We start from the raw sequence: 18456 nt of genomic DNA, 5'->3' as shown, positions 1-18456 counted from the left end.
CTATCGGCTGATGATACCCGCTCACGGAAGGAATGATAACTGCTTTATTACAGGAAAAGGGGAGCGAGCGCTCCCCCGGTAGGATGTTTATTTATGTCTTTTACGTAAATTCTCAATCACCGCCGTCAAATCCAGCGCCTGATCCTGCAGGAGCACCAGCAGGTGATAGATCAAATCAGAGGCTTCATTCGTCAGCTCCTCGCGGTCATGCACGGTCGCGGCCAGCGCAGTCTCAACGCCTTCTTCACCCACCTTCTGCGCAATACGCTTGGTTCCGCTGGCGTACAGCTTCGCGGTATAAGAACTCTCAGGATCTGCCGTTTTTCGTTCTGCCAGCAGTTGCTCCAGTTGATACAGGAACAGCCACTGATGACTCGCCTCGCCGAAGCAGCTGCTGGTGCCCTTATGGCAGGTCGGGCCGATTGGGTTTGCCAGCACCAGCAGGGTATCGTTATCGCAGTCAGGTGTTATGCTGACCACGTTCAGGAAATGCCCCGAGGTTTCCCCTTTGGTCCACAGGCGCTGTTTCGTGCGGGAGTAAAACGTCACTTTGCCGCTTTCGATCGTTTTCGCCAGCGCGTCCTGGTTCATATAGCCCAGCATCAGCACCTCGCCTGAGATGGCATGCTGGACAACCACCGGCAGTAATCCATCCGTTTTTTCCCAGTCCAGCTGCGCCTGTTGTTGCTCTGTTAACATACCCTGATCTCCACGCCCTGGTCGGCCAGGTACGTTTTTAACTCACCAATATTAATAATCTGTTTGTGGAACACGGAAGCGGCCAGCGCGCCGTCCACGTTAGCATCGCGGAAGGCTTCGAGGAAATGTTCCATGGTGCCCGCGCCGCCGGAGGCAATCAGCGGAACGTGGCAGACTGCACGGACTTTTTTCAGCTGCTCAAGGTCATACCCGTTACGCACGCCATCCTGGTTCATCATGTTGAGGACAATCTCGCCCGCGCCACGCTTCTGCACTTCCTGCACCCAGTCGAGCGTTTCCCACTGCGTTACGCGCGTGCGGCTTTCGTCACCCGTATATTGATTGACGTGGTACTTGCCCGTTGCGGCGTCATACCAGGTGTCGATCCCAACCACAATACACTGCACGCCAAAACGATCGGCGAGGCGAGTAATCAACTCCGGGTCGGCCAGGGCAGGGGAGTTGATGGAAATCTTGTCGGCACCAAACGAGAGAATTTGGGCCGCATCGTCAGCGGATTTAATCCCGCCCGCCACGCAGAACGGAATATCGATCACTTCCGCCACGCGCGCCACCCAGCTTTTGTCCACCACGCGTCCATCGCTGGAGGCGGTAATATCGTAGAACACCAGCTCGTCTGCGCCTTCATCGGCATAGCGTTTTGCCAGCGGGACGATGTCGCCAATGATCTCGTGGTTGCGGAACTGCACGCCTTTCACGACCTGGCCGTCACGTACGTCCAGGCAAGGGATTATCCGTTTTGCCAGCATTGAATCGCCTCCGTCACCGTAAATTTACCTTCCAGCAGGGCTCGGCCCACAATCACGCCCTGTACGCCCGTTCCGCGCAGCGCGGCAATATCGTTTAAATCACCAATTCCGCCCGAAGACTGGAACGCCACCTGCGGATAACGCGCGCAGATCTCTTCATACAGCGAGACGTTGGAGCCCGCCAGCGTGCCGTCACGGGAGATATCCGTGCACAGCACGTGCTTCAGGCCAACGGGGAGATACATCTCGACCAGCGCCTCCAGCGTCACGCCGGAGTTTTCCTGCCAGCCGCTGACCGCCACCTGCTTATTACCTTGTTCATCAATGCGCACGTCCAGCGCCAGTACCAGCGCGTCGGCGCCAAAGCGGCGGAACCAGCCTTTTACGATCTCAGGCTCTTTCACCCCGGTTGAACCGACCACCACGCGCGCTACGCCCGCGTCCAGCAGTGCCGCAACGTCATCTTCTGTACGTACGCCGCCGCCCACCTGTACCGGCACATCAACACCGGCAACCAGATTTTTCAGCAGAGAAATCTGGCGTTTTGCCGGGTCTTTCGCACCTGTTAAATCGACCAGATGCAGCACCTGAGCCCCCTGGGCGGCATAATCCTGCAGACGCGGCAGCGGATCGTTTCCGTAGTCTCGCTGCTGCCCGTAATCGCCCTGATGAAGACGGACAACCGTGCCGTCAATTAAATCTAACGCGGGAATAATCATCACATCTCCAGGAAGTTTTTCAGCAGCTGCGCGCCCGCGGCGCCAGAGCGCTCCGGGTGAAACTGTACGCCGAAGAAATTGTCTTTCTGCACGGCTGCGGTAAACGCCTCGCCGTAAGTGCACTGGGCGATCGTATTCGCGTTCACCGGCATGGCGTAGCTGTGTACGAAGTAAAAATACGCGCCGTCTTCAATGCCGCGAAAAAGCCTGTCGCCCGCTTTGGCGTACACGCGGTTCCAGCCCATATGCGGCAGAGGCAGACCGTGGTCGGCCATCTTCGGCACGTCTTCGTCGATAATGCCCAGCAGGTCAACGCCGTTATTCTCTTCGCTGCGGCGGCCAAGAATCTGCATGCCCAGGCAAATCCCCAGCACCGGCTGGGTACAAGCCTTGATGAGATCGACCAGCTCGCGCGCGTGGATCTGATCCATCGCCGCCTGCGCAGTGCCCACGCCCGGCAGGAATAACTTGTCGGCACGCAGCACCACGTCCGGGTCACGGCTGACCACCGGCTCGTAGCCGTGGCGCGCAATCGCCGACTTTACGGAGTTCAGGTTGGCGCATCCGGTATCCAGAATCACCACGTTCATTACAGGACTCCTTTTGATGAGGGCAGGGCGTCACCTTCCACGCGGATTGCCTGGCGCAGCGTGCGGCCGAAGGCCTTGAAGAGACTCTCTACGCGGTGGTGGTCGTTCTTGCCTTTGGTCTTCAGGTGTAGCGTCAGGCCCATGGTGTAGGACAATGAACGGAAGAAGTGCTCCACCATTTCGGTGCTCAGATCGCCCACGCGCTGGTAATTGAAGTCTGCTTTATATTCCAGGTGCGGGCGACCGGAGATATCCATCGCACAGCGCGCCAGACACTCGTCCATCGGCAGGACAAAGCCAAAACGGTTGATGCCGCGTTTATCACCGAGCGCCAGCTTGAGGGCTTCACCCAGCGCGAGGCCGGTATCTTCCACGGTGTGGTGATCGTCAATATAAAGATCGCCTTTTACCGTGATCTCCATGCGGAAACCGCCGTGGGTGGCAATCTGGTCCAGCATGTGATCGAAGAAACCCACGCCGGTGTGGATCTTGCTGCCGCCTTCGCGATCCAGCCAGACCTTCACATCAATCTGCGTCTCTTTGGTGTTACGTTCAACGTGCGAGTAGCGGTCACGTTTTGTCAGCTGTTCGCCAATCATCGCCCAGCTAAGGTTGTTGCGGTCGTAGCGAAGCCCCGCGATGCCCATGTTTTCCGCGAGCGTAATATCAGTGATGCGATCGCCGATGACATAGCTGTTAGCCTTATCCAGCACATCCTCTGCCAGATAGCGCTCGACCAGCTTCACCTTTGGCTTACGGCAGTCGCACTCGTCGGCTGGCATGTGCGGGCAAATCAGCACTTCATCAAACACCACGCCCTGAGAGGTCAGCACCTGCATCATTAAATTATGCGGGCCGTCAAAGTCTGCCTGCGGGAAGCTGTCGGTACCCAGACCGTCCTGGTTGGTGATCATCACCAGCTTGTATCCGGCTTTTTGCAGCTTGAGCAGCACCGGGATCACGTCAGGTTCAAACGCCAGCTTGTCGAATCGGTCGACCTGAAAATCAGCTGGTGGCTCCGAAATAAGGGTGCCGTCACGATCGATGAAAAGGATCTTCTGGGTCATACTTTCTCCGCTTTCAGGGCGTCAATGACGCGCTGGCTCTCTGCGCGGGTGCCGACGGTAATGCGCAGGCATCCGCTCAGAGAAGGTTGTTTATTCTGGTCTCGTAAGATAATGCCCTGATCCCACAAAGATTTAAATACGGCGCTGGAGGCGGTAAAGCGCACCAGGATGTAGTTGGTTTCCGAGTCGAATACCTGCTCCACGCACGGGATATCCTTCAGGGCGGTCACCAGGTACTGACGTTCCTCCAGGATTTGCGCCACGCGCTCGCGCATCGCGTTAATCCCCTGAGACGTCAGCGCCTGTGCTGCAATATCGGCAACCGGCGTCGAGAGGGGGTACGGAGCGATCACCTTCAGCAGCAGGTCGATGACCTCTTTATTCGCCAGGGTGAATCCGCAGCGCAGACCCGCGAGGGCGAAAGCCTTCGACAGCGTACGCAGCACGACCAGGTGCGGATATTCTTCAAGCCAGCCAGCCAGCGTCGCCTGCGGGCAGAACTCAATATAGGCTTCGTCGGCCACCACCAGCGCTTTTCCGCGCGTCATCTCCAGCAGGGTTCGGATATCCTGTGGGTTAATAATCTGCCCGGTCGGGTTGTTCGGGCTACAGACAAAGACGACTTTTACGCCGTCAAGATTGTCGGCAATGCCCTGCAGATCCAGCTGCCAGTTCTCCAGGGAGAGCACGTTGCGGCACGCCACCCCAAAGGTTTCCGCGCTGACGCTATACATGCCGTAGGTCGGCTGGCAGTACATGACGGCGTCTTTGCCCGGCTCGCAGAACGCGCGGATCAGCAGCTCAATGCCCTCATCCGCGCCGCGGCTGACCAGCACCTGCTCTGGCTTCACGCCCGCGTACTGGGCGTAGTTTTCGATTACCGCCTTCGGCTGACACTCCGGATAACGGTTCAGCGTTTGCTGCGACAGCTCAAACTGCACCGCCGTTGGATATTCGTTGGCGTTCAGCCAGACATCCCCTTTACCGCCCAGACGACGCGCAGACTGATAGGGCGTCAGGCGACGGACATTTTCGCGGGCTAATTCTTCAATGTTCATGCTTGCTCCTTCAGGGCTGCAACGCGCAGCGTAACGGCATTTTTGTGAGCGGTCAGGCGCTCGGCGGCGGCCAGGGTTTCAATGGTGGACGCCAGTGAGGCAAACCCTTCGCGGGAGAGTTCCTGCACGGTCATGCGTTTCTGGAAATCCGCCAGTCCCAGGCTGGAACAGGTTGAGGTATAGCCATACGTTGGCAGCACGTGGTTGGTGCCGGAGGCGTAATCGCCTGCGGACTCCGGGGACCAGTCGCCGAGGAACACCGAGCCCGCGCTGGTAATGCTGTCGACCAGATCGCGCGCGTTGCGGGTCTGAATAATCAGGTGCTCCGGGCCGTACTGGTTAGAAATGGCAATGCACTGCTCAAGATCGCGTGCCACAATCAGGCGGCTGGCCGCTAACGCCTGGCGTGCCGTGTCGGCGCGGGGCAGGTCGGCAAGCTGACGCTCCACGGCTTCGCCCACGCGTTTCGCCATATCGGCATCCGGTGTCAGCAGGATGACCTGCGAATCCGGGCCGTGTTCCGCCTGGGAAAGCAGGTCAGACGCCACGAAATCCGGCGTGGCGCCGCTGTCGGCAATCACCAGCACTTCAGACGGGCCGGCAGGCATATCGATGGCCGCGCCGTCCAGACGCTGGCTGACCTGACGCTTAGCCTCGGTCACATACGCATTGCCCGGGCCAAAGATTTTGTCGACCTTGGGAATGGATTCCGTGCCGAACGCCAGGGCCGAAATCGCCTGCGCGCCGCCCACTTTATAGACCGCCTGCACGCCGCACAGCTTCGCCGCATACAGAATCTCGTCGGCAATCGGTGGCGGTGAGCACAGTACCACTTTCTGACACCCGGCAATGCGCGCGGGAGTCGCCAGCATCAGTACGGTGGAGAAAAGCGGGGCAGAGCCGCCAGGAATATAGAGGCCGACCGACGCAACCGGGCGGGTCACCTGCTGGCAACGCACGCCGGGCAGGGTTTCCACATCTACGGTCTGCAGCTTTTGCGCGGTGTGGAAAGTATCAATGTTTTTCACCGCAACGGCCATCGCCTGCTTGATGTCATCTCCCAGACGATTGCTGGCATCAGTCATTTCCTGCTCGGTAACCTGTAATGCGCCAACTTCCGTCTTATCAAACTTTGCACTGTATTCACGCAGCGCGTCATCGCCGCGGGCTTTGACGTTATCCAGGATCTCCGCCACGGTGCGCGAGATGCTTTCAGAGGCGGAAATCGCCGGGCGCATCAGCAGCTCGCGCTGCTGTGCGTCGCTACAGGTATTCCAGTCGATGATTGTGTTAAAGCTCATGGCCATTACTCCATCATCTTCTCAATCGGCAGCACCAGGATGGAGCTTGCGCCCAGCGCCTTCAGTTTTTCCATGGTTTCCCAGAACAGGGTTTCGCTGCTCACCATGTGCATCGCCACGCGCTGCTGATCGCCCGCCAGCGGCAGGATGGTTGGGCGCTCGGCGCCCGGCAGCAGGGCAATGACTTCATCCAGACGCTCGGTTGGGGCGTGCATCATGATGTATTTGGATTCACGCGCCTGAATGACGCCCTGAATACGGGTCAGCAGTTTGTCGATCAGCTGCTGCTTAGCGTCGGCCATCTCGCCGTCACGCTGAATCAGGCACGCTTTGGAGCGGTAGATCACCTCCACTTCGCGCAGACCGTTCGCTTCCAGCGTCGCGCCGGTAGAGACCAGGTCACAGATGGCGTCCGCGAGACCCGCACGCGGCGCCACTTCAACAGAACCGTTCAGCAGACAGGATTTAAACTGCACGCCTTTCTGATCCAGATAGCGCTTTAACAGGTGAGGGTAGGAGGTGGCGATACGTTTGCCGTTCAGCGCGGCCGGGCCGTCCCACGCTTCATCAACCGGCGTTGCCAGCGACAGGCGGCAGCCGCCGAAGTCCAGACGACGCAGGGTGAAGTAACGTGGATCTTCGCCCTGCGCGCGGCGGGTCAGCAGCTCTTCTTCCAGTACGTTTTCGCCGATGATGCCGAGGTCAACGACGCCATCCATGACAAGGCCGGGAATATCGTCATCACGCACGCGCAGAATGTCGATGGGCATGTTTTCAGCCAGAGCAATCAGGCGCTGGGTGTGCAGGTTAATTTTAATCCCGCAGCGGGCCAGCAGTTCGCGTGAATCGTCACTCAAACGGCCTGATTTTTGAATAGCTATGCGTAAACGTGAGTTATCTAACATTCTTTATTCCTCGTTAACCTGTTTTAACCTGTCTGAACCCGGTCCAAAAAAAGCCCCCGGAAGAAGATCTTCCGGGGCTTTTTCATGCGTTCATGCACCACTGGAAGATCCAAACGTCTTCCAGCACACATCGCCTGAAAGACTAGTCAGGATGATGGTGATGATGGTGGTGTTTAAATTGAACGCGTGTCATATAAATTCTCGATGAATGCTTATTCATTTGATGTCTTTTAACCTAAACCAGTTGTGCGACATATTGCAAGGGCTTTTTTTGATCATTAATTCATTTCATATTGATGCTATGAATTGTGTGTTCTGCCGGGCTGGCGTAGCCTTATGAAAGACGAGTAAGAGTCAGGAGAATTCGCATGAAAAAGGTCGCGATTGTCGGTTTAGGATGGCTGGGAATGCCGCTGGCGATGTCATTAGCCGCGAAAGGCTGGCAGGTGACCGGGAGCAAGACCACCCGAGATGGGGTCGAAGCAGCGCGCATGTGCGGTATTGATGGCGTTGAACTGCGTCTGGAGCCGGAACTGGTGTGTGATGCGGACGATCTGGACACCCTGATGAACGTCGATGCGCTGGTAATTACGCTACCCGCGCGGCGCAGCGGCCCGGGCGAATCATTTTACCTGCAGGCGATGCAGGAGATTGTCGACAGCGCGCTGGCGCATCATGTTCCGCGCATTATTTTTACCAGCTCGACGTCGGTCTATGGTGAGGTTGAGGGCGTAGTAAAAGAGACTTCCGAGCGCCGTCCCGTTACGGCGAGCGGTCAGGTTCTGAAAGAGCTGGAAGACTGGCTGCATCATCTTCCCGGCACCCAGGTTGATATCGTACGTCTGGCGGGGCTGGTAGGCCCGGGTCGTCATCCGGGACGCTTTTTTGCCGGGAAGTCGGCGCCAGATGGCCAACATGTTGTCAATCTTGTGCATCTTGATGATGTGGTTGGCGCGATTGAGCTACTCTTACAGGCTCCGAAAGGCGGACACATCTATAATATATGTGCACCGTCTCATCCGGCGCGCAGCACGTTTTACCCGCTGATGGCACGTCAGCTGGGCCTGGCTCCGCCGGTCTTTGGTGAGGCAAAGGATGGCAGTAAAGGCAAAATTGTTGATGGCAATCGCATTTGTCATGAGCTGGGGTTTGAGTATCAGTATCCCGATCCGCTGGTGATGCCCATGGAATAAATCCCGCAGCGGAGACCGTCGCACACCGAAAGGGGGCGAGCATGAAACCGCTGCTGGATGTTCTTATTATTCTGGATGCACTGGAAAAAGAGGGAAGCTTTGCCGCTGCGTCGGCAAAGCTCTACAAAACCCCTTCGGCCCTGAGCTATACCGTCCAAAAACTGGAAAGCGACCTCAATATCCAGATCCTCGATCGCTCCGGGCATCGCGCCCGTTTTACCCGCACCGGACAGATGCTGCTGGAAAAAGGCCGTGAAGTCCTCCATACCGTTCGTGAACTCGAAAAACAGGCCGTCAAACTTCACCAGGGATGGGAAAACGAGCTGGTGATTGGCGTGGATGACACTTTCCCGTTTTCTCTCCTGACGCCGCTGATTGAGGCCTTCTATCAACACCACAGCGTGACGCGGCTGATCTTTATCAACGGCGTGCTGGGGGGCTCCTGGGATGCCCTAACCCAGGGCAGGGCGGATATTTTTGTCGGTGCACTCCACGAGCCTCCCCAGTTGAGTGAGTTTGGCTTTGCGCGTCTGGGCGTGCTGGAGCAGGTGTTCGCCGTAGCGCCCCATCATCCGCTGGCTCAGGAAGCTGAGCCGCTTAACCGCCGCGTGATTAAAGGCTACCGCGCCATCGTGGTCGGGGACAGCTCTCGCCCGGAATGTGCGGTTTCCTCGCAGCTGCTTGACGAGCAGGAGGCCATCACCGTTTTCGACTTTAAAACCAAGCTGGAGCTGCAAATCAGCGGTCTGGGCTGCGGCTATTTACCCCGCTATCTGGCACAGCGGTACATTGACAGCGGTGCGCTTGTTGAAAAACAGGTACTTGCTCAAAACAGCCATGAATCGGTATGGGTGGGCTGGAATGAGCAAACCGCCGGGCTCGCCAGCGCCTGGTGGCGGGACGAAATTTTAGCAAATAGTGCTATCGCTGCTGTATATGCTCAGGGCAGTGCCGAGAAATCAGCCAGTTAGAAAAAAGAAAATTACCCGCTGCGTTGCAAAGTATTGCCTTTTGTATCCGATGTGGGGCAAAATGCGGCCGCTGCAACCAAATGAATAATCGACGATATAAAAGGCGTCGGTTATTTTTTTTTGCATGTACGAAACGAAACTAAAAACCAAGAGGCCGGGCTTCGTACCGGATAGATATTTACTAAAATCCGACAGTTGTTGTCGCTGAGGAAGAAAGAAATGGGGCAATTTTTCGCTTACGTGGCGGTTATCACCGTAAAGGAGATTAACTATGTCGCATAACGCAACTCCAAACACCTCTCGCGTGGAATTACGTAAAACGCTTACGTTGATTCCGGTTGTTATGATGGGCCTGGCCTATATGCAACCGATGACGCTGTTCGATACATTCGGTATCGTATCGGGCCTCACCGACGGTCATGTGCCGACGGCTTACGGCTTCGCGCTGATTGCGATCCTCTTTACCGCGCTGAGCTACGGTAAGCTGGTGCGTCGCTATCCGTCTGCGGGTTCCGCCTACACCTATGCCCAGAAATCCATCAGCCCGACGGTTGGCTTTATGGTGGGCTGGTCTTCGCTGCTCGACTATCTGTTCGCGCCGATGATCAACATTCTGCTGGCAAAAATCTATTTTGAAGCGCTGGTGCCATCGATTCCCTCGTGGATGTTCGTCGTGGCGCTGGTGGCCTTTATGACGGCCTTTAACCTGCGCAGCATCAAGTCCGTTGCCAACTTTAACTCTGTTATCGTTGTGCTTCAGGTTGTGCTGATTGCGGTTATTCTTGGCATGGTTATTTACGGCGTATTCCACGGCGAAGGCGCGGGCACCCTGGCGAGCAGCAAACCGTTCTGGTCTGGTGATGCGCATGTGATCCCGATGATTACCGGGGCAACCATTCTGTGCTTCTCCTTTACCGGTTTTGACGGGATCAGCAACCTGTCTGAAGAAACGAAAGATGCAGAGCGCGTGATTCCTCGTGCCATCTTCCTGACGGCGCTGATTGGCGGTCTGATCTTTATTTTCTCGACCTATTTCCTGCAGCTGTACTTCCCGGATATCTCTCGCTTCAAGGATCCGGATGCGTCTCAGCCGGAAATTATGCTGTATGTGGCGGGTAAAGCGTTCCAGGTCGGCGCGCTGATCTTCTCCACCATCACCGTACTGGCGTCCGGTATGGCCGCGCATGCCGGCGTTGCGCGTCTGATGTACGTAATGGGCCGCGATGGCGTATTCCCGAAAAGCTTCTTCGGCTACGTGCATCCAACCTGGCGTACCCCGGCGATGAACATTATCCTGGTCGGTGCGATCGCGCTTCTGGCGATTAACTTTGACCTGGTGATGGCAACGGCGCTGATTAACTTCGGTGCGCTGGTGGCGTTCACCTTTGTTAACCTGTCGGTTATTTCTCAGTTCTGGATCCGTGAAAAGCGTAACAAGACGCTGAAAGATCACTTCCAGTATCTGTTCCTGCCGATGTGTGGTGCCCTGACCGTGGGCGCGCTGTGGGTTAACCTGGAAGAGAGCTCGATGGTGCTTGGCCTGATTTGGGCGGGTATCGGCCTGGTGTACCTGGCCTGCGTCACGAAGAGCTTCCGTAACCCGGTTCCTCAGTACGAAGACGTCGCGTAAGACTGTGTCGGGTGGCGGCTACGCCTTACCCAACCTACATACCCCGTAGGCCCGCGTAAGCGCAGCGCCACCGGGCAAAAAAAAAGCCGGAGACATCGCCTCCGGCTTTTTTATACCCATCGATCAAACTATCTCTTGCGCGTACTGGTACAGGGATTTCAGCAGCGCCTGTTTCTCAGCATTCCCTTCATATTGGCCATAAAGCATTTCCAGCTCCTGGGCGTAATTGTGCAGATACTCTGGCGTAAACACGTTGCGACGGTGCTGCAGCCAGCGTTCCTGCTCTGCTTCATCCAGGGTTCCCGGGTAATTACGCGCGCGGTAATTAAACATCAGCTTTTCGATGCGCTTATCAGCGAAGGTGATATCCAGCGCCGGTAAGTTGCGCGGCTCGGTTTGCAGAACGATATTCATGGCCGCGCGATCGGCATCACTGAAGAAACCGTTATAGAGCTGGGCGTCCACGTTTTCAGACGGCACGAACGGCTCGGCTTCGGCAAAAATGGCCACGACTTTCTCGCGCACCTGCGGATTTTCACGCAGCACTTTGAGATTATCGAGGCAGTGCTGGCGGTTAATGCCCAGCCTGTCAGCATCTTCCGGGCGCAGCGTATTCGCCTGCGCCAGGACCGGACATTTATTGATATGCACCAGTTTGACCGGCACCGCAGGCAGATCGCCGAGTTCATTCTTCGGCGTGTACAGCCGTTCACGCAGGGTATCGCTGTCGAGTTCGAGCAGCGGTGAAATATCGCCCGCCAAATCCACCATGATGACCGCATTACGGTTGTCCGGATGCCACGCCAGCGGCGCGACCCAGCTGGTATTGCCGCGCCAGGCGCCAAACATGCCGGAAATATGCACCAGGGGTTTCATCTGCGGTACGTCGATAAGGGTCATAAGCTTCTGCTTGCTGCGATGGCTCAGCAGATACTCAAACAGCCGGGGCTGTGCGCTTTTCACCAGCTTCGCCATGGCAATGGTGGCATAGACGTCCGCCATCGCGTCGTGGGCATTGCTGTGCTCAATGCCGTTGGCGCGCGTCAGGTGTTCCAGCCGGAAGCTGGTCAGCCCTTCCTCATTTTCCGGCCAGTGAATGCCCTCAGGACGCAGGGCGTAGCAGGCGCGCATGATGTCGAGCAAATCCCAGCGCGAATTGCGGTTCTGCCAGCTCCAGGCATAGGGATCGTAGAAGTTACGATAGAAGATGTTGCGCGTCACTTCGTCATCGAAGCGGATGTTGTTATAACCGACCACGCAGGTATTGGGGACGGTAAACAAGTCGTGGATGCGTCGGGCGAATTCTGCCTCGTTAACGCCTTTTTCCCGCGCTTCCTGAGGGGTGATCCCGGTGACCATGACCGCGCCGGGCTGCGGCAGATAGTCATCCGCAGGCTTGCAGTAAAAGACCTCGGGCTCGCCAATGATGTTGAATTCGTCGTCGGTACGGATGGCGGCAAACTGCGCCGGTCGGTCCAGCGCCGGGTGCGTGCCAAAGGTTTCGTAATCGTGGAACAAAAAAGTCGGGCGAGCGGCAGAGTCAGACACCAGTAATACCATCCTGTTAAAAAATGACGTCACTATGGTAAACGATCGTGCGGGTCAGACCGAATAAAAAGCACCGCCGCGTCGCAAATTTGCGCGCCAGCTTCAGAGAAAAATCTGCGTTCTGTCACATTTTTTTGCAATTAAGCCAGGTAACGACATCAGAACTCCCGTAAAAAGGTCATCGATTTTTAATGACCTGAGGATATACCGTTGAAACGCCGTCTGTTTATTGCTGTTTCTTTACTCGCTTCGAGTGTCTCATCTGCTTTTGCGGCCGAACCACTGGATTTTTCGCCGCAGCCTCCGGCCATTCAGGCTGGCTCCTGGGTGCTGATGGATTACACGACTGGTCAGATTTTAACGGCGGGCAACGAACATCAACAACGTAATCCGGCGAGCCTGACCAAGCTGATGACGGGCTATGTAGTGGATCGGGCCATTGATAGCCACCGCATTACCCCGGATGACATCGTCACCGTAGGACGTGATGCCTGGGCAAAAGGGAACCCGGTGTTTGACGGTTCATCGCTGATGTTCCTGAAAGAGGGCGATCGCGTCTCCGTGCGCGATCTGAGCCGCGGCCTGATTGTCGATTCTGGTAACGACGCCTGCGTGGCGCTGGCCGATCACGTGGCGGGCGGGCAGCCGCAGTTTGTGAAGATGATGAACGACTACGTGCAGAAGCTGAACCTGCGCGATACGCATTTTGAAACCGTCCATGGGCTGGACGCGCCGGGCCAGCACAGCTCGGCGTATGACCTGGCCGTTCTGTCCCGGGCCATCATCCACGGCGAGCCTGAGTTTTATCATATGTACAGCGAAAAAAGCCTGACCTGGAACGGAATCACCCAGCAAAACCGTAACGGCCTGCTGTGGGATAAGACCATGAACGTGGACGGGTTGAAAACGGGGCATACCTCAGGGGCCGGTTTTAACCTGATTGCGTCTGCCGTAGACGGCCAGCGCCGGTTAATCGCGGTGGTGATGGGGGCGGATAGCCCGAAAGGGCGTGAGGACCAGGCCCGGAAACTGCTGCACTGGGGGCAGCAGAATTTCGATACGGTGCAGATCCTGCATAGCGGTAAAAAAGTGGGGACAGAGCGCATCTGGTACGGCGATAAGGAACAGGTGAAACTGGGCACCGATCAGGACTTCTGGCTGGCCTTGCCGAAAGCAGAGGTTCCCAACATCAAAGCCAAGTACGTGCTGGATAAGAAAGAGCTGGAAGCGCCGATTGCTGCGCATCAGCGGGTCGGGGAGATTCAGCTCTATGACCGCGACAAGGTGGTAGCCCACTGGCCGCTGGTCACGCTGGAAGCCGTTGATAAAGGCGGCCTGTTCTCTCGTCTGAGCGATTATCTGCATCACACGCTTTAACTGTTGCTGAGCAGACTGGCAGGGTTGCGAGTCTGCTCACATAATAAACACTCCTCGTTTGCTGATAATGATAATCCAGTTTTATAGTGTATAAATATACAGTGATGAGCGGAGGCAGTATGGACTACAGCATTACGCAGCAACAGAAACGTAAGATTGCCGGTTTTCATTTGGTCGGCCCGTGGGAACACACGGTAAAACAGGGCTTTGAACAGCTGGTCATGTGGGTCGACGGGCGTCACATTGAGCCGCTGGAGTGGGTGGCGGTCTATTACGATAACCCGGATGAAGTCCCGGCAGAAAAACTGCGCTGTGATACGGCCGTGACGGTACCGGATGATTTCGTCATCCCGGAAAACAGCGAAGGCGTCATGATGACGGAAATCGCGGCCGGGGATTATGCCGTGGCGACGGCGCGCGTCGAAAACTACGACTTCGCCACGCCGTGGTATCAGTTCTTCAATTCCCTGCTGCAGGACAATAAGTACCAGATGGCGCTCAAACCCTGCTTCGAGCGCTATCTCAATGACGGCAATGCTGACGGCTACTGGGATATCGAAATGTATATCGCCGTCGAGCACAAAACGGTTTAAGCCTGCTAAATGAAGGGTTTTTAAGCCGGGAGCGATCCGCCCGGCTGAAAACACAGTACAATTGTGCTTTGCCGTGTAGCTGGAGAGCGGGTGTGCGTCCCGACAAATCATTAACCCCTTTTGAAATTCGGTTGTACAAACACTACCGCGTGGTGCACGGGTGTCGCATCGCGCTGGCGTTCGTGTTGACGTTTGTCCTGGTGCGTTTGCTGGAGGTTCCGGAAGGAACGTGGCCGCTGATCACGCTGGTGGTGGTGATGGGGCCCATCTCGTTTTGGGGCAACGTTGTCCCGCGCGCTCTGGAGCGTATTGGCGGGACCGTGTTAGGTTCGGCCCTGGGGCTTATTGCCCTGAAGCTGGAGCTCATCTCGTTCCCGGTCATGCTGGCATGGTGCGGTGCCGCCATGTTCCTGTGCGGCTGGCTGGCGTTGGGTAAAAAGCCTTATCAGGCGCTGCTGATCGGTATTACTCTCGCGGTGGTGGTCGGTGCGCCCGCCGGGGATATGACCACGGCGCTGTGGCGAAGCGGGGATGTCATCCTGGGTTCACTGCTGGCGATGCTCTTCACCGGTATCTGGCCGCAGCGCGCTTTTCTGCACTGGCGTATTCAGATGGCCAGCTACGTCACTGCGTTTAACCGCGTCTATCAGGCCGGTTTTTCCCCGAATCTGGTTGAGCGCCCGCGCCTGGAAAAGCACCTGCAGACCATCCTTAACGACGTGGTCAAAATGCGCGGCTTGATCACGCCAGCCAGCAAAGAAACCCATATTCAGAAATCAATTTTCGAAGCTATTCAGACGGTGAGCCGCAATCTGGTCTGCATGCTTGAACTGCAAATCAACGCACACTGGGCCACGCGACCCAGCCATCTGTTGATGCTTAACGCGCAGACTCTCAAAGAGACCCAGCAGATGACGCAGCAAACGCTGTTGACCATCGCCCATGCGCTCTACGAAGGTAACCCGCAGCCGATCCTGGCCAACAGCGAGCGTCTGAATGAGATCGTTGCGGAACTGAAGCAGTTAATCAATGAGCGCCAGAGCGATAACGTGGCGGAAACGCCTATTCATGGCTACGTCTGGCTGAGCATGGAACTGGCGCGGCAGCTTGAGCTGTTATCGCACCTGATTTGCCGGGCGCTGCGCAAATAAAAGGCGTATGTGACGCCTGCTGCTTCGATTCAGCAGCAATTGGGGTTATGATAGCTTTAAACGATATACTCATTGTCATTCGCGGCCGCTGTCAGTAAGGTTATTGTTACAACGGTTGCTTTAACGAATCCGAATCTCACATTATCAGGGGTGTAAAAATGGAAACTACCAAGCCTTCGTTCCAGGATGTTCTGGAATTCGTCCGCCTGTTCCGCCGCAAAAACAAACTGCAGCGTGAAATCCAGGACGTTGAGAAGAAGATCCGTGACAACCAGAAACGTGTTCTGCTGCTCGACAACCTGAGCGACTACATCAAGCCAGGCATGAGCGTTGAAGCTATTCAGGGCATCATCGCCAGCATGAAGAGCGACTATGAAGACCGTGTTGATGACTACATCATCAAAAATGCTGAGCTGTCCAAAGAGCGTCGTGACATCTCTAAAAAGCTGAAAGTGATGGGCGAAATCAAAAACGGCGAAGCAAAAAGCGAGTAATCGCAGCGAATAGTGAAAAAGGCTCTCTGGTGACAGAGAGCCTTTTTTTATGGCTCAGAACGCGGTTGTAGCTGGTAGATCCAGGCTTGAACCTGCTTGCCTTCAGAGGTGGTCACCGTGACCTCAACCCGATCGTAGCCGTCTTCAAACTCATCCAGCATTGACCAGTGTGTGGCAAGGCGATCAGAGATAAACAGATAGCCTTCGACGCGGGGGCCATCGGGGTGGAGTACGATCCCCGGGAAGTCCGCCGCAGCGCCCCAGCCGCGTTCGTAAAACGTACCGGATACGAAACCGGCCAGCCATTCGCCGCCAATGTTTTCAAGAATATGCGCATTTGAGTGGCCCGGGCGCAGCGTGCCGTAGACAAACAGAGCGTTCATTTTCCCTCATCCGCAAAGCAAAAAGCCTGCTTTAAAAGCAGGCTTTTCAAATTTGGCTCCTCTGACTGGACTCGAACCAGTGACATACGGATTAACAGTCCGCCGTTCTACCGACTGAACTACAGAGGAATCGTTGTGGAGGCTTATCTTAGCGGCGAAAAAACTTTTGTCAAACCTGATCTTAGGGAAAAGCGACTGATTGCTGATTCTGTCGTCAGTTTGTTGTAAATCCACACATCTTTTTCTGGAAAATACTTTGCAGGATGAGCATTTCTCCCCCATTATTTGAAATGGAGTTTCAACTTTTCTCGCTAAGGTCCATTTTGAACGTCACTGCCTCCTTACGCCAGGCGATCGCGCGCACGCCATGGTATGCAAAACGTAAAAGCTATCGGGTTCTCTTCTGGCGTGAAATCACCCCTCTTGCCGTGCCTATCTTCCTGGAAAATACCTGCGTTCTGCTGATGGGGGTGCTGAGCACCTTCCTGGTGAGCTGGCTGGGAAAAGAGGCGATGGCGGGGGTTGGTCTGGCGGACAGCTTTAACATGGTGGTGATCTCGTTCTTTGCCGCGATTGACCTCGGGACGACGGTGGTGGTGGCCTTTAGCCTCGGCAAGCTGGATCCCAAACGTGCGCGCGAGGCGGCACGCCAGTCGCTGATGATCATGACTGTCTTTTCGGCCGTTCTGGCGGCGGTGATCCACTATTTCGGCAAAGAGATCATCGATTTTGTCGCCGGGGAGGCCACGAACGAGGTTAAAGACCTGGCGCTGACCTATCTGGAGATGACCGTCATCAGCTATCCGGCGGCGGCCATCGCCCTGATTGGCAGCGGCGCGCTGCGCGGGGCAGGGAACACTAAAATTCCGCTGCTGATCAACGGCGGAATGAATATCCTGAATATTATCATCAGCAGCGTGCTGATCTACGGCGTGTTCTCGTGGGACGGGCTGGGCTTTGTCGGTGCAGGACTGGGACTAACCATTTCACGCTATATCGGTGCAGCGGCGATTATCGGCGTGCTGATGGCGGGGATCACCCCCTCGCTGCGCCTCACGCTGAAGAGCTATTTCCGCCCCTTCAATTTCGCCATTATCTGGGAAGTGATGGGGATCGGCATTCCCGCAAGCATTGAGTCGGTGCTGTTTAACGGCGGGAAATTACTGACGCAGATGTTTGTCGCCGGGATGGGCACCGACGTGATCGCCGGTAACTTCATCGCCTTCTCCATCGCCTCGCTGATTAACCTGCCGGGTAACGCGCTGGGCTCTGCATCGACCATTATTACCGGGAAACGGCTCGGGAAAGGGCAAATCGGCCAGGCGGAGCGACAGCTGCGCCACGTTTTCTGGCTGTCGACCATTGGACTGACCGTGATTGCCTGGGGAACCGCGCCGTTTGCCGGGCTGATGGCCTCGTTCTATACCCATGAAGACGACGTTAAAGAAGTTGTAAAAGTCCTCATCTGGCTCAATGCGGCTTTTATGCCTATCTGGGCGGCCTCATGGGTACTGCCTGCCGGGCTGAAGGGCGCGCGCGACGCCCGCTTTGCGATGTGGGTGTCGATGCTTGGCATGTGGGGATGTCGCGTCGTGGCGGGGTATACGCTTGGTGTAATGCTTGGATGGGGTGTGATCGGCGTCTGGCTGGGGATGTTCCTGGACTGGGCCGTGCGGGGCGGGCTGTTCTACTGGCGTATGGTCAGCGGGCGCTGGCTGTGGAAATATCCGCGACAAAATGCCTGACAATTGTGCGAAGTGGAGAATAAATCGTCAAACGATCGGAAATATGCATTCTGCCTTTGACATCCCGGGAGCGCATCGATAATATGCGCCCCGTTCACACGATTCCTCTGTAGTTCAGTCGGTAGAACGGCGGACTGTTAATCCGTATGTCACTGGTTCGAGTCCAGTCAGAGGAGCCAAATTTGAAAAGCCTGCTTTTAAAGCAGGCTTTTTGCTTTTCTGCGTCGGGTAAAATTGTCGGGTGGCGGCTTCGCCTTACCCG

At 56.1% G+C, this 18456-nt stretch carries 20 protein-coding genes, 2 tRNA genes and 1 other annotated feature; of the genes, 10 read left to right on the top strand and 12 right to left on the bottom strand.

Annotation, left to right across the window (positions count from 1 at the left end; genetic code table 11):
• Window positions 1-87: 87 nt before the first annotated feature.
• The 9 genes from hisIE to hisL form a co-directional block, all read right to left on the bottom strand.
• Window positions 88-699: a bifunctional phosphoribosyl-AMP cyclohydrolase/phosphoribosyl-ATP diphosphatase HisIE gene (gene hisIE, locus ACMGGU_RS13300; protein WP_223539237.1), complete on the bottom strand. Its 612-nt coding sequence runs from the start codon at window positions 697-699 to the stop codon at window positions 88-90.
• The gene (gene hisF / locus ACMGGU_RS13295; RefSeq protein WP_048029350.1) at window positions 693-1469 is read right to left on the bottom strand and encodes an imidazole glycerol phosphate synthase subunit HisF; all 777 of its coding nucleotides are present in this window, start codon (window positions 1467-1469) and stop codon (window positions 693-695) included. Before hisF ends, hisIE begins: the two co-directional genes overlap by 7 nt.
• The gene (gene hisA, locus ACMGGU_RS13290) at window positions 1451-2188 is read right to left on the bottom strand and encodes a 1-(5-phosphoribosyl)-5-[(5-phosphoribosylamino)methylideneamino]imidazole-4-carboxamide isomerase (protein ID WP_223539236.1); all 738 of its coding nucleotides are present in this window, start codon (window positions 2186-2188) and stop codon (window positions 1451-1453) included. The genes hisF and hisA overlap by 19 nt, the downstream gene beginning before the upstream one ends.
• The gene (hisH, locus tag ACMGGU_RS13285; RefSeq protein ID WP_126534993.1) at window positions 2188-2778 is read right to left on the bottom strand and encodes an imidazole glycerol phosphate synthase subunit HisH; all 591 of its coding nucleotides are present in this window, start codon (window positions 2776-2778) and stop codon (window positions 2188-2190) included. Before hisH ends, hisA begins: the two co-directional genes overlap by 1 nt.
• Window positions 2778-3845 (bottom strand): bifunctional histidinol-phosphatase/imidazoleglycerol-phosphate dehydratase HisB, encoded by a 1068-nt coding sequence (gene hisB / locus ACMGGU_RS13280; RefSeq protein WP_126534992.1) that lies wholly within the window; start codon window positions 3843-3845, stop codon window positions 2778-2780. The genes hisH and hisB overlap by 1 nt, the downstream gene beginning before the upstream one ends.
• Window positions 3842-4903, bottom strand: a complete 1062-nt coding sequence (hisC, locus tag ACMGGU_RS13275) for a histidinol-phosphate transaminase (RefSeq protein ID WP_395299419.1) — start codon at window positions 4901-4903, stop codon at window positions 3842-3844. Before hisC ends, hisB begins: the two co-directional genes overlap by 4 nt.
• Complete coding sequence (gene hisD, locus ACMGGU_RS13270; RefSeq protein ID WP_045908762.1) at window positions 4900-6204, bottom strand: histidinol dehydrogenase; 1305 nt, start codon at window positions 6202-6204, stop codon at window positions 4900-4902. Before hisD ends, hisC begins: the two co-directional genes overlap by 4 nt.
• A gap of 5 nt (window positions 6205-6209) precedes the next feature.
• Entirely contained in the window at window positions 6210-7109 is a 900-nt protein-coding gene (gene hisG / locus ACMGGU_RS13265; RefSeq protein WP_000886595.1) for an ATP phosphoribosyltransferase, read from the bottom strand.
• Between the two features lie 44 nt (window positions 7110-7153).
• Window positions 7154-7276, bottom strand: a sequence feature (His leader region).
• Window positions 7252-7302 carry a his operon leader peptide gene (gene hisL / locus ACMGGU_RS13260; protein ID WP_001364200.1) on the bottom strand — a complete coding sequence of 17 codons (51 nt, stop codon included), beginning with the start codon at window positions 7300-7302 and terminating at the stop codon, window positions 7252-7254. (Overlaps the previous feature by 25 nt.)
• Window positions 7303-7477: 175 nt before the next feature.
• On the opposite strand from hisL, the gene ACMGGU_RS13255 reads away from it, so the two are divergent.
• From ACMGGU_RS13255 to plaP, 4 genes are all read left to right on the top strand, one after another.
• Window positions 7478-8302: an SDR family oxidoreductase gene (locus ACMGGU_RS13255; RefSeq protein ID WP_045908599.1), complete on the top strand. Its 825-nt coding sequence runs from the start codon at window positions 7478-7480 to the stop codon at window positions 8300-8302.
• 41 nt (window positions 8303-8343) lie between these two features.
• On the top strand, window positions 8344-9273 hold the full coding sequence (locus ACMGGU_RS13250; protein WP_045908598.1) for a LysR substrate-binding domain-containing protein: 930 nt from the start codon (window positions 8344-8346) through the stop codon (window positions 9271-9273).
• 219 nt (window positions 9274-9492) lie between these two features.
• Complete coding sequence (gene yoeI / locus ACMGGU_RS13245; protein ID WP_100245854.1) at window positions 9493-9555, top strand: membrane protein YoeI; 63 nt, start codon at window positions 9493-9495, stop codon at window positions 9553-9555.
• Complete coding sequence (plaP, locus tag ACMGGU_RS13240) at window positions 9545-10903, top strand: putrescine/proton symporter PlaP (RefSeq protein WP_008499462.1); 1359 nt, start codon at window positions 9545-9547, stop codon at window positions 10901-10903. The genes yoeI and plaP overlap by 11 nt, the downstream gene beginning before the upstream one ends.
• 123 nt (window positions 10904-11026) lie before the next feature.
• Here the strand turns inward: plaP and sbcB are convergent, their stop codons facing one another.
• Window positions 11027-12463 carry an exodeoxyribonuclease I gene (gene sbcB, locus ACMGGU_RS13235; RefSeq protein ID WP_370974986.1) on the bottom strand — a complete coding sequence of 479 codons (1437 nt, stop codon included), beginning with the start codon at window positions 12461-12463 and terminating at the stop codon, window positions 11027-11029.
• Window positions 12464-12661: 198 nt separating this feature from the next.
• Here sbcB and dacD point away from each other — a divergent pair, with 198 nt between their 5' ends.
• The 4 genes from dacD to ACMGGU_RS13215 all read left to right on the top strand — a co-directional run bounded on the left by dacD (window position 12662) and on the right by ACMGGU_RS13215 (window position 16066).
• A complete protein-coding gene (gene dacD, locus ACMGGU_RS13230) occupies window positions 12662-13828 on the top strand; it encodes a serine-type D-Ala-D-Ala carboxypeptidase DacD (RefSeq protein ID WP_032646438.1) in 1167 nt (388 codons plus the stop codon).
• A gap of 119 nt (window positions 13829-13947) precedes the next feature.
• Window positions 13948-14421: a DNA gyrase inhibitor SbmC gene (sbmC, locus tag ACMGGU_RS13225; RefSeq protein WP_045908596.1), complete on the top strand. Its 474-nt coding sequence runs from the start codon at window positions 13948-13950 to the stop codon at window positions 14419-14421.
• 92 nt (window positions 14422-14513) lie between these two features.
• The gene (locus ACMGGU_RS13220; protein ID WP_045908595.1) at window positions 14514-15572 is read left to right on the top strand and encodes an FUSC family protein; all 1059 of its coding nucleotides are present in this window, start codon (window positions 14514-14516) and stop codon (window positions 15570-15572) included.
• A gap of 158 nt (window positions 15573-15730) precedes the next feature.
• On the top strand, window positions 15731-16066 hold the full coding sequence (locus ACMGGU_RS13215) for a DUF496 family protein (RefSeq protein ID WP_008499467.1): 336 nt from the start codon (window positions 15731-15733) through the stop codon (window positions 16064-16066).
• Window positions 16067-16113: 47 nt separating this feature from the next.
• Here ACMGGU_RS13215 and ACMGGU_RS13210 read toward each other — a convergent pair whose 3' ends face one another.
• Window positions 16114-16449, bottom strand: coding sequence for a gamma-glutamylcyclotransferase family protein (locus tag ACMGGU_RS13210; protein ID WP_063622051.1), 336 nt, complete (start codon window positions 16447-16449; stop codon window positions 16114-16116).
• A 53-nt stretch (window positions 16450-16502) separates the two neighbouring features.
• A tRNA-Asn gene (locus ACMGGU_RS13205) sits at window positions 16503-16578 on the bottom strand.
• A 161-nt stretch (window positions 16579-16739) separates the two neighbouring features.
• Here ACMGGU_RS13205 and emmdR point away from each other — a divergent pair.
• Window positions 16740-18194: a multidrug efflux MATE transporter EmmdR gene (emmdR, locus tag ACMGGU_RS13200; protein ID WP_139125340.1), complete on the top strand. Its 1455-nt coding sequence runs from the start codon at window positions 16740-16742 to the stop codon at window positions 18192-18194.
• A gap of 103 nt (window positions 18195-18297) precedes the next feature.
• A tRNA-Asn gene (locus ACMGGU_RS13195) sits at window positions 18298-18373 on the top strand.
• Window positions 18374-18456: the final 83 nt, after the last annotated feature.

Source organism: Enterobacter sp. BNK-8 (assembly GCF_048685095.1).
GTDB lineage: Bacteria > Pseudomonadota > Gammaproteobacteria > Enterobacterales > Enterobacteriaceae > Enterobacter > Enterobacter quasiroggenkampii.
Note: the sequence above shows the minus strand (reverse complement) of the source record. Positions and strands in the feature narration are given on the sequence as shown.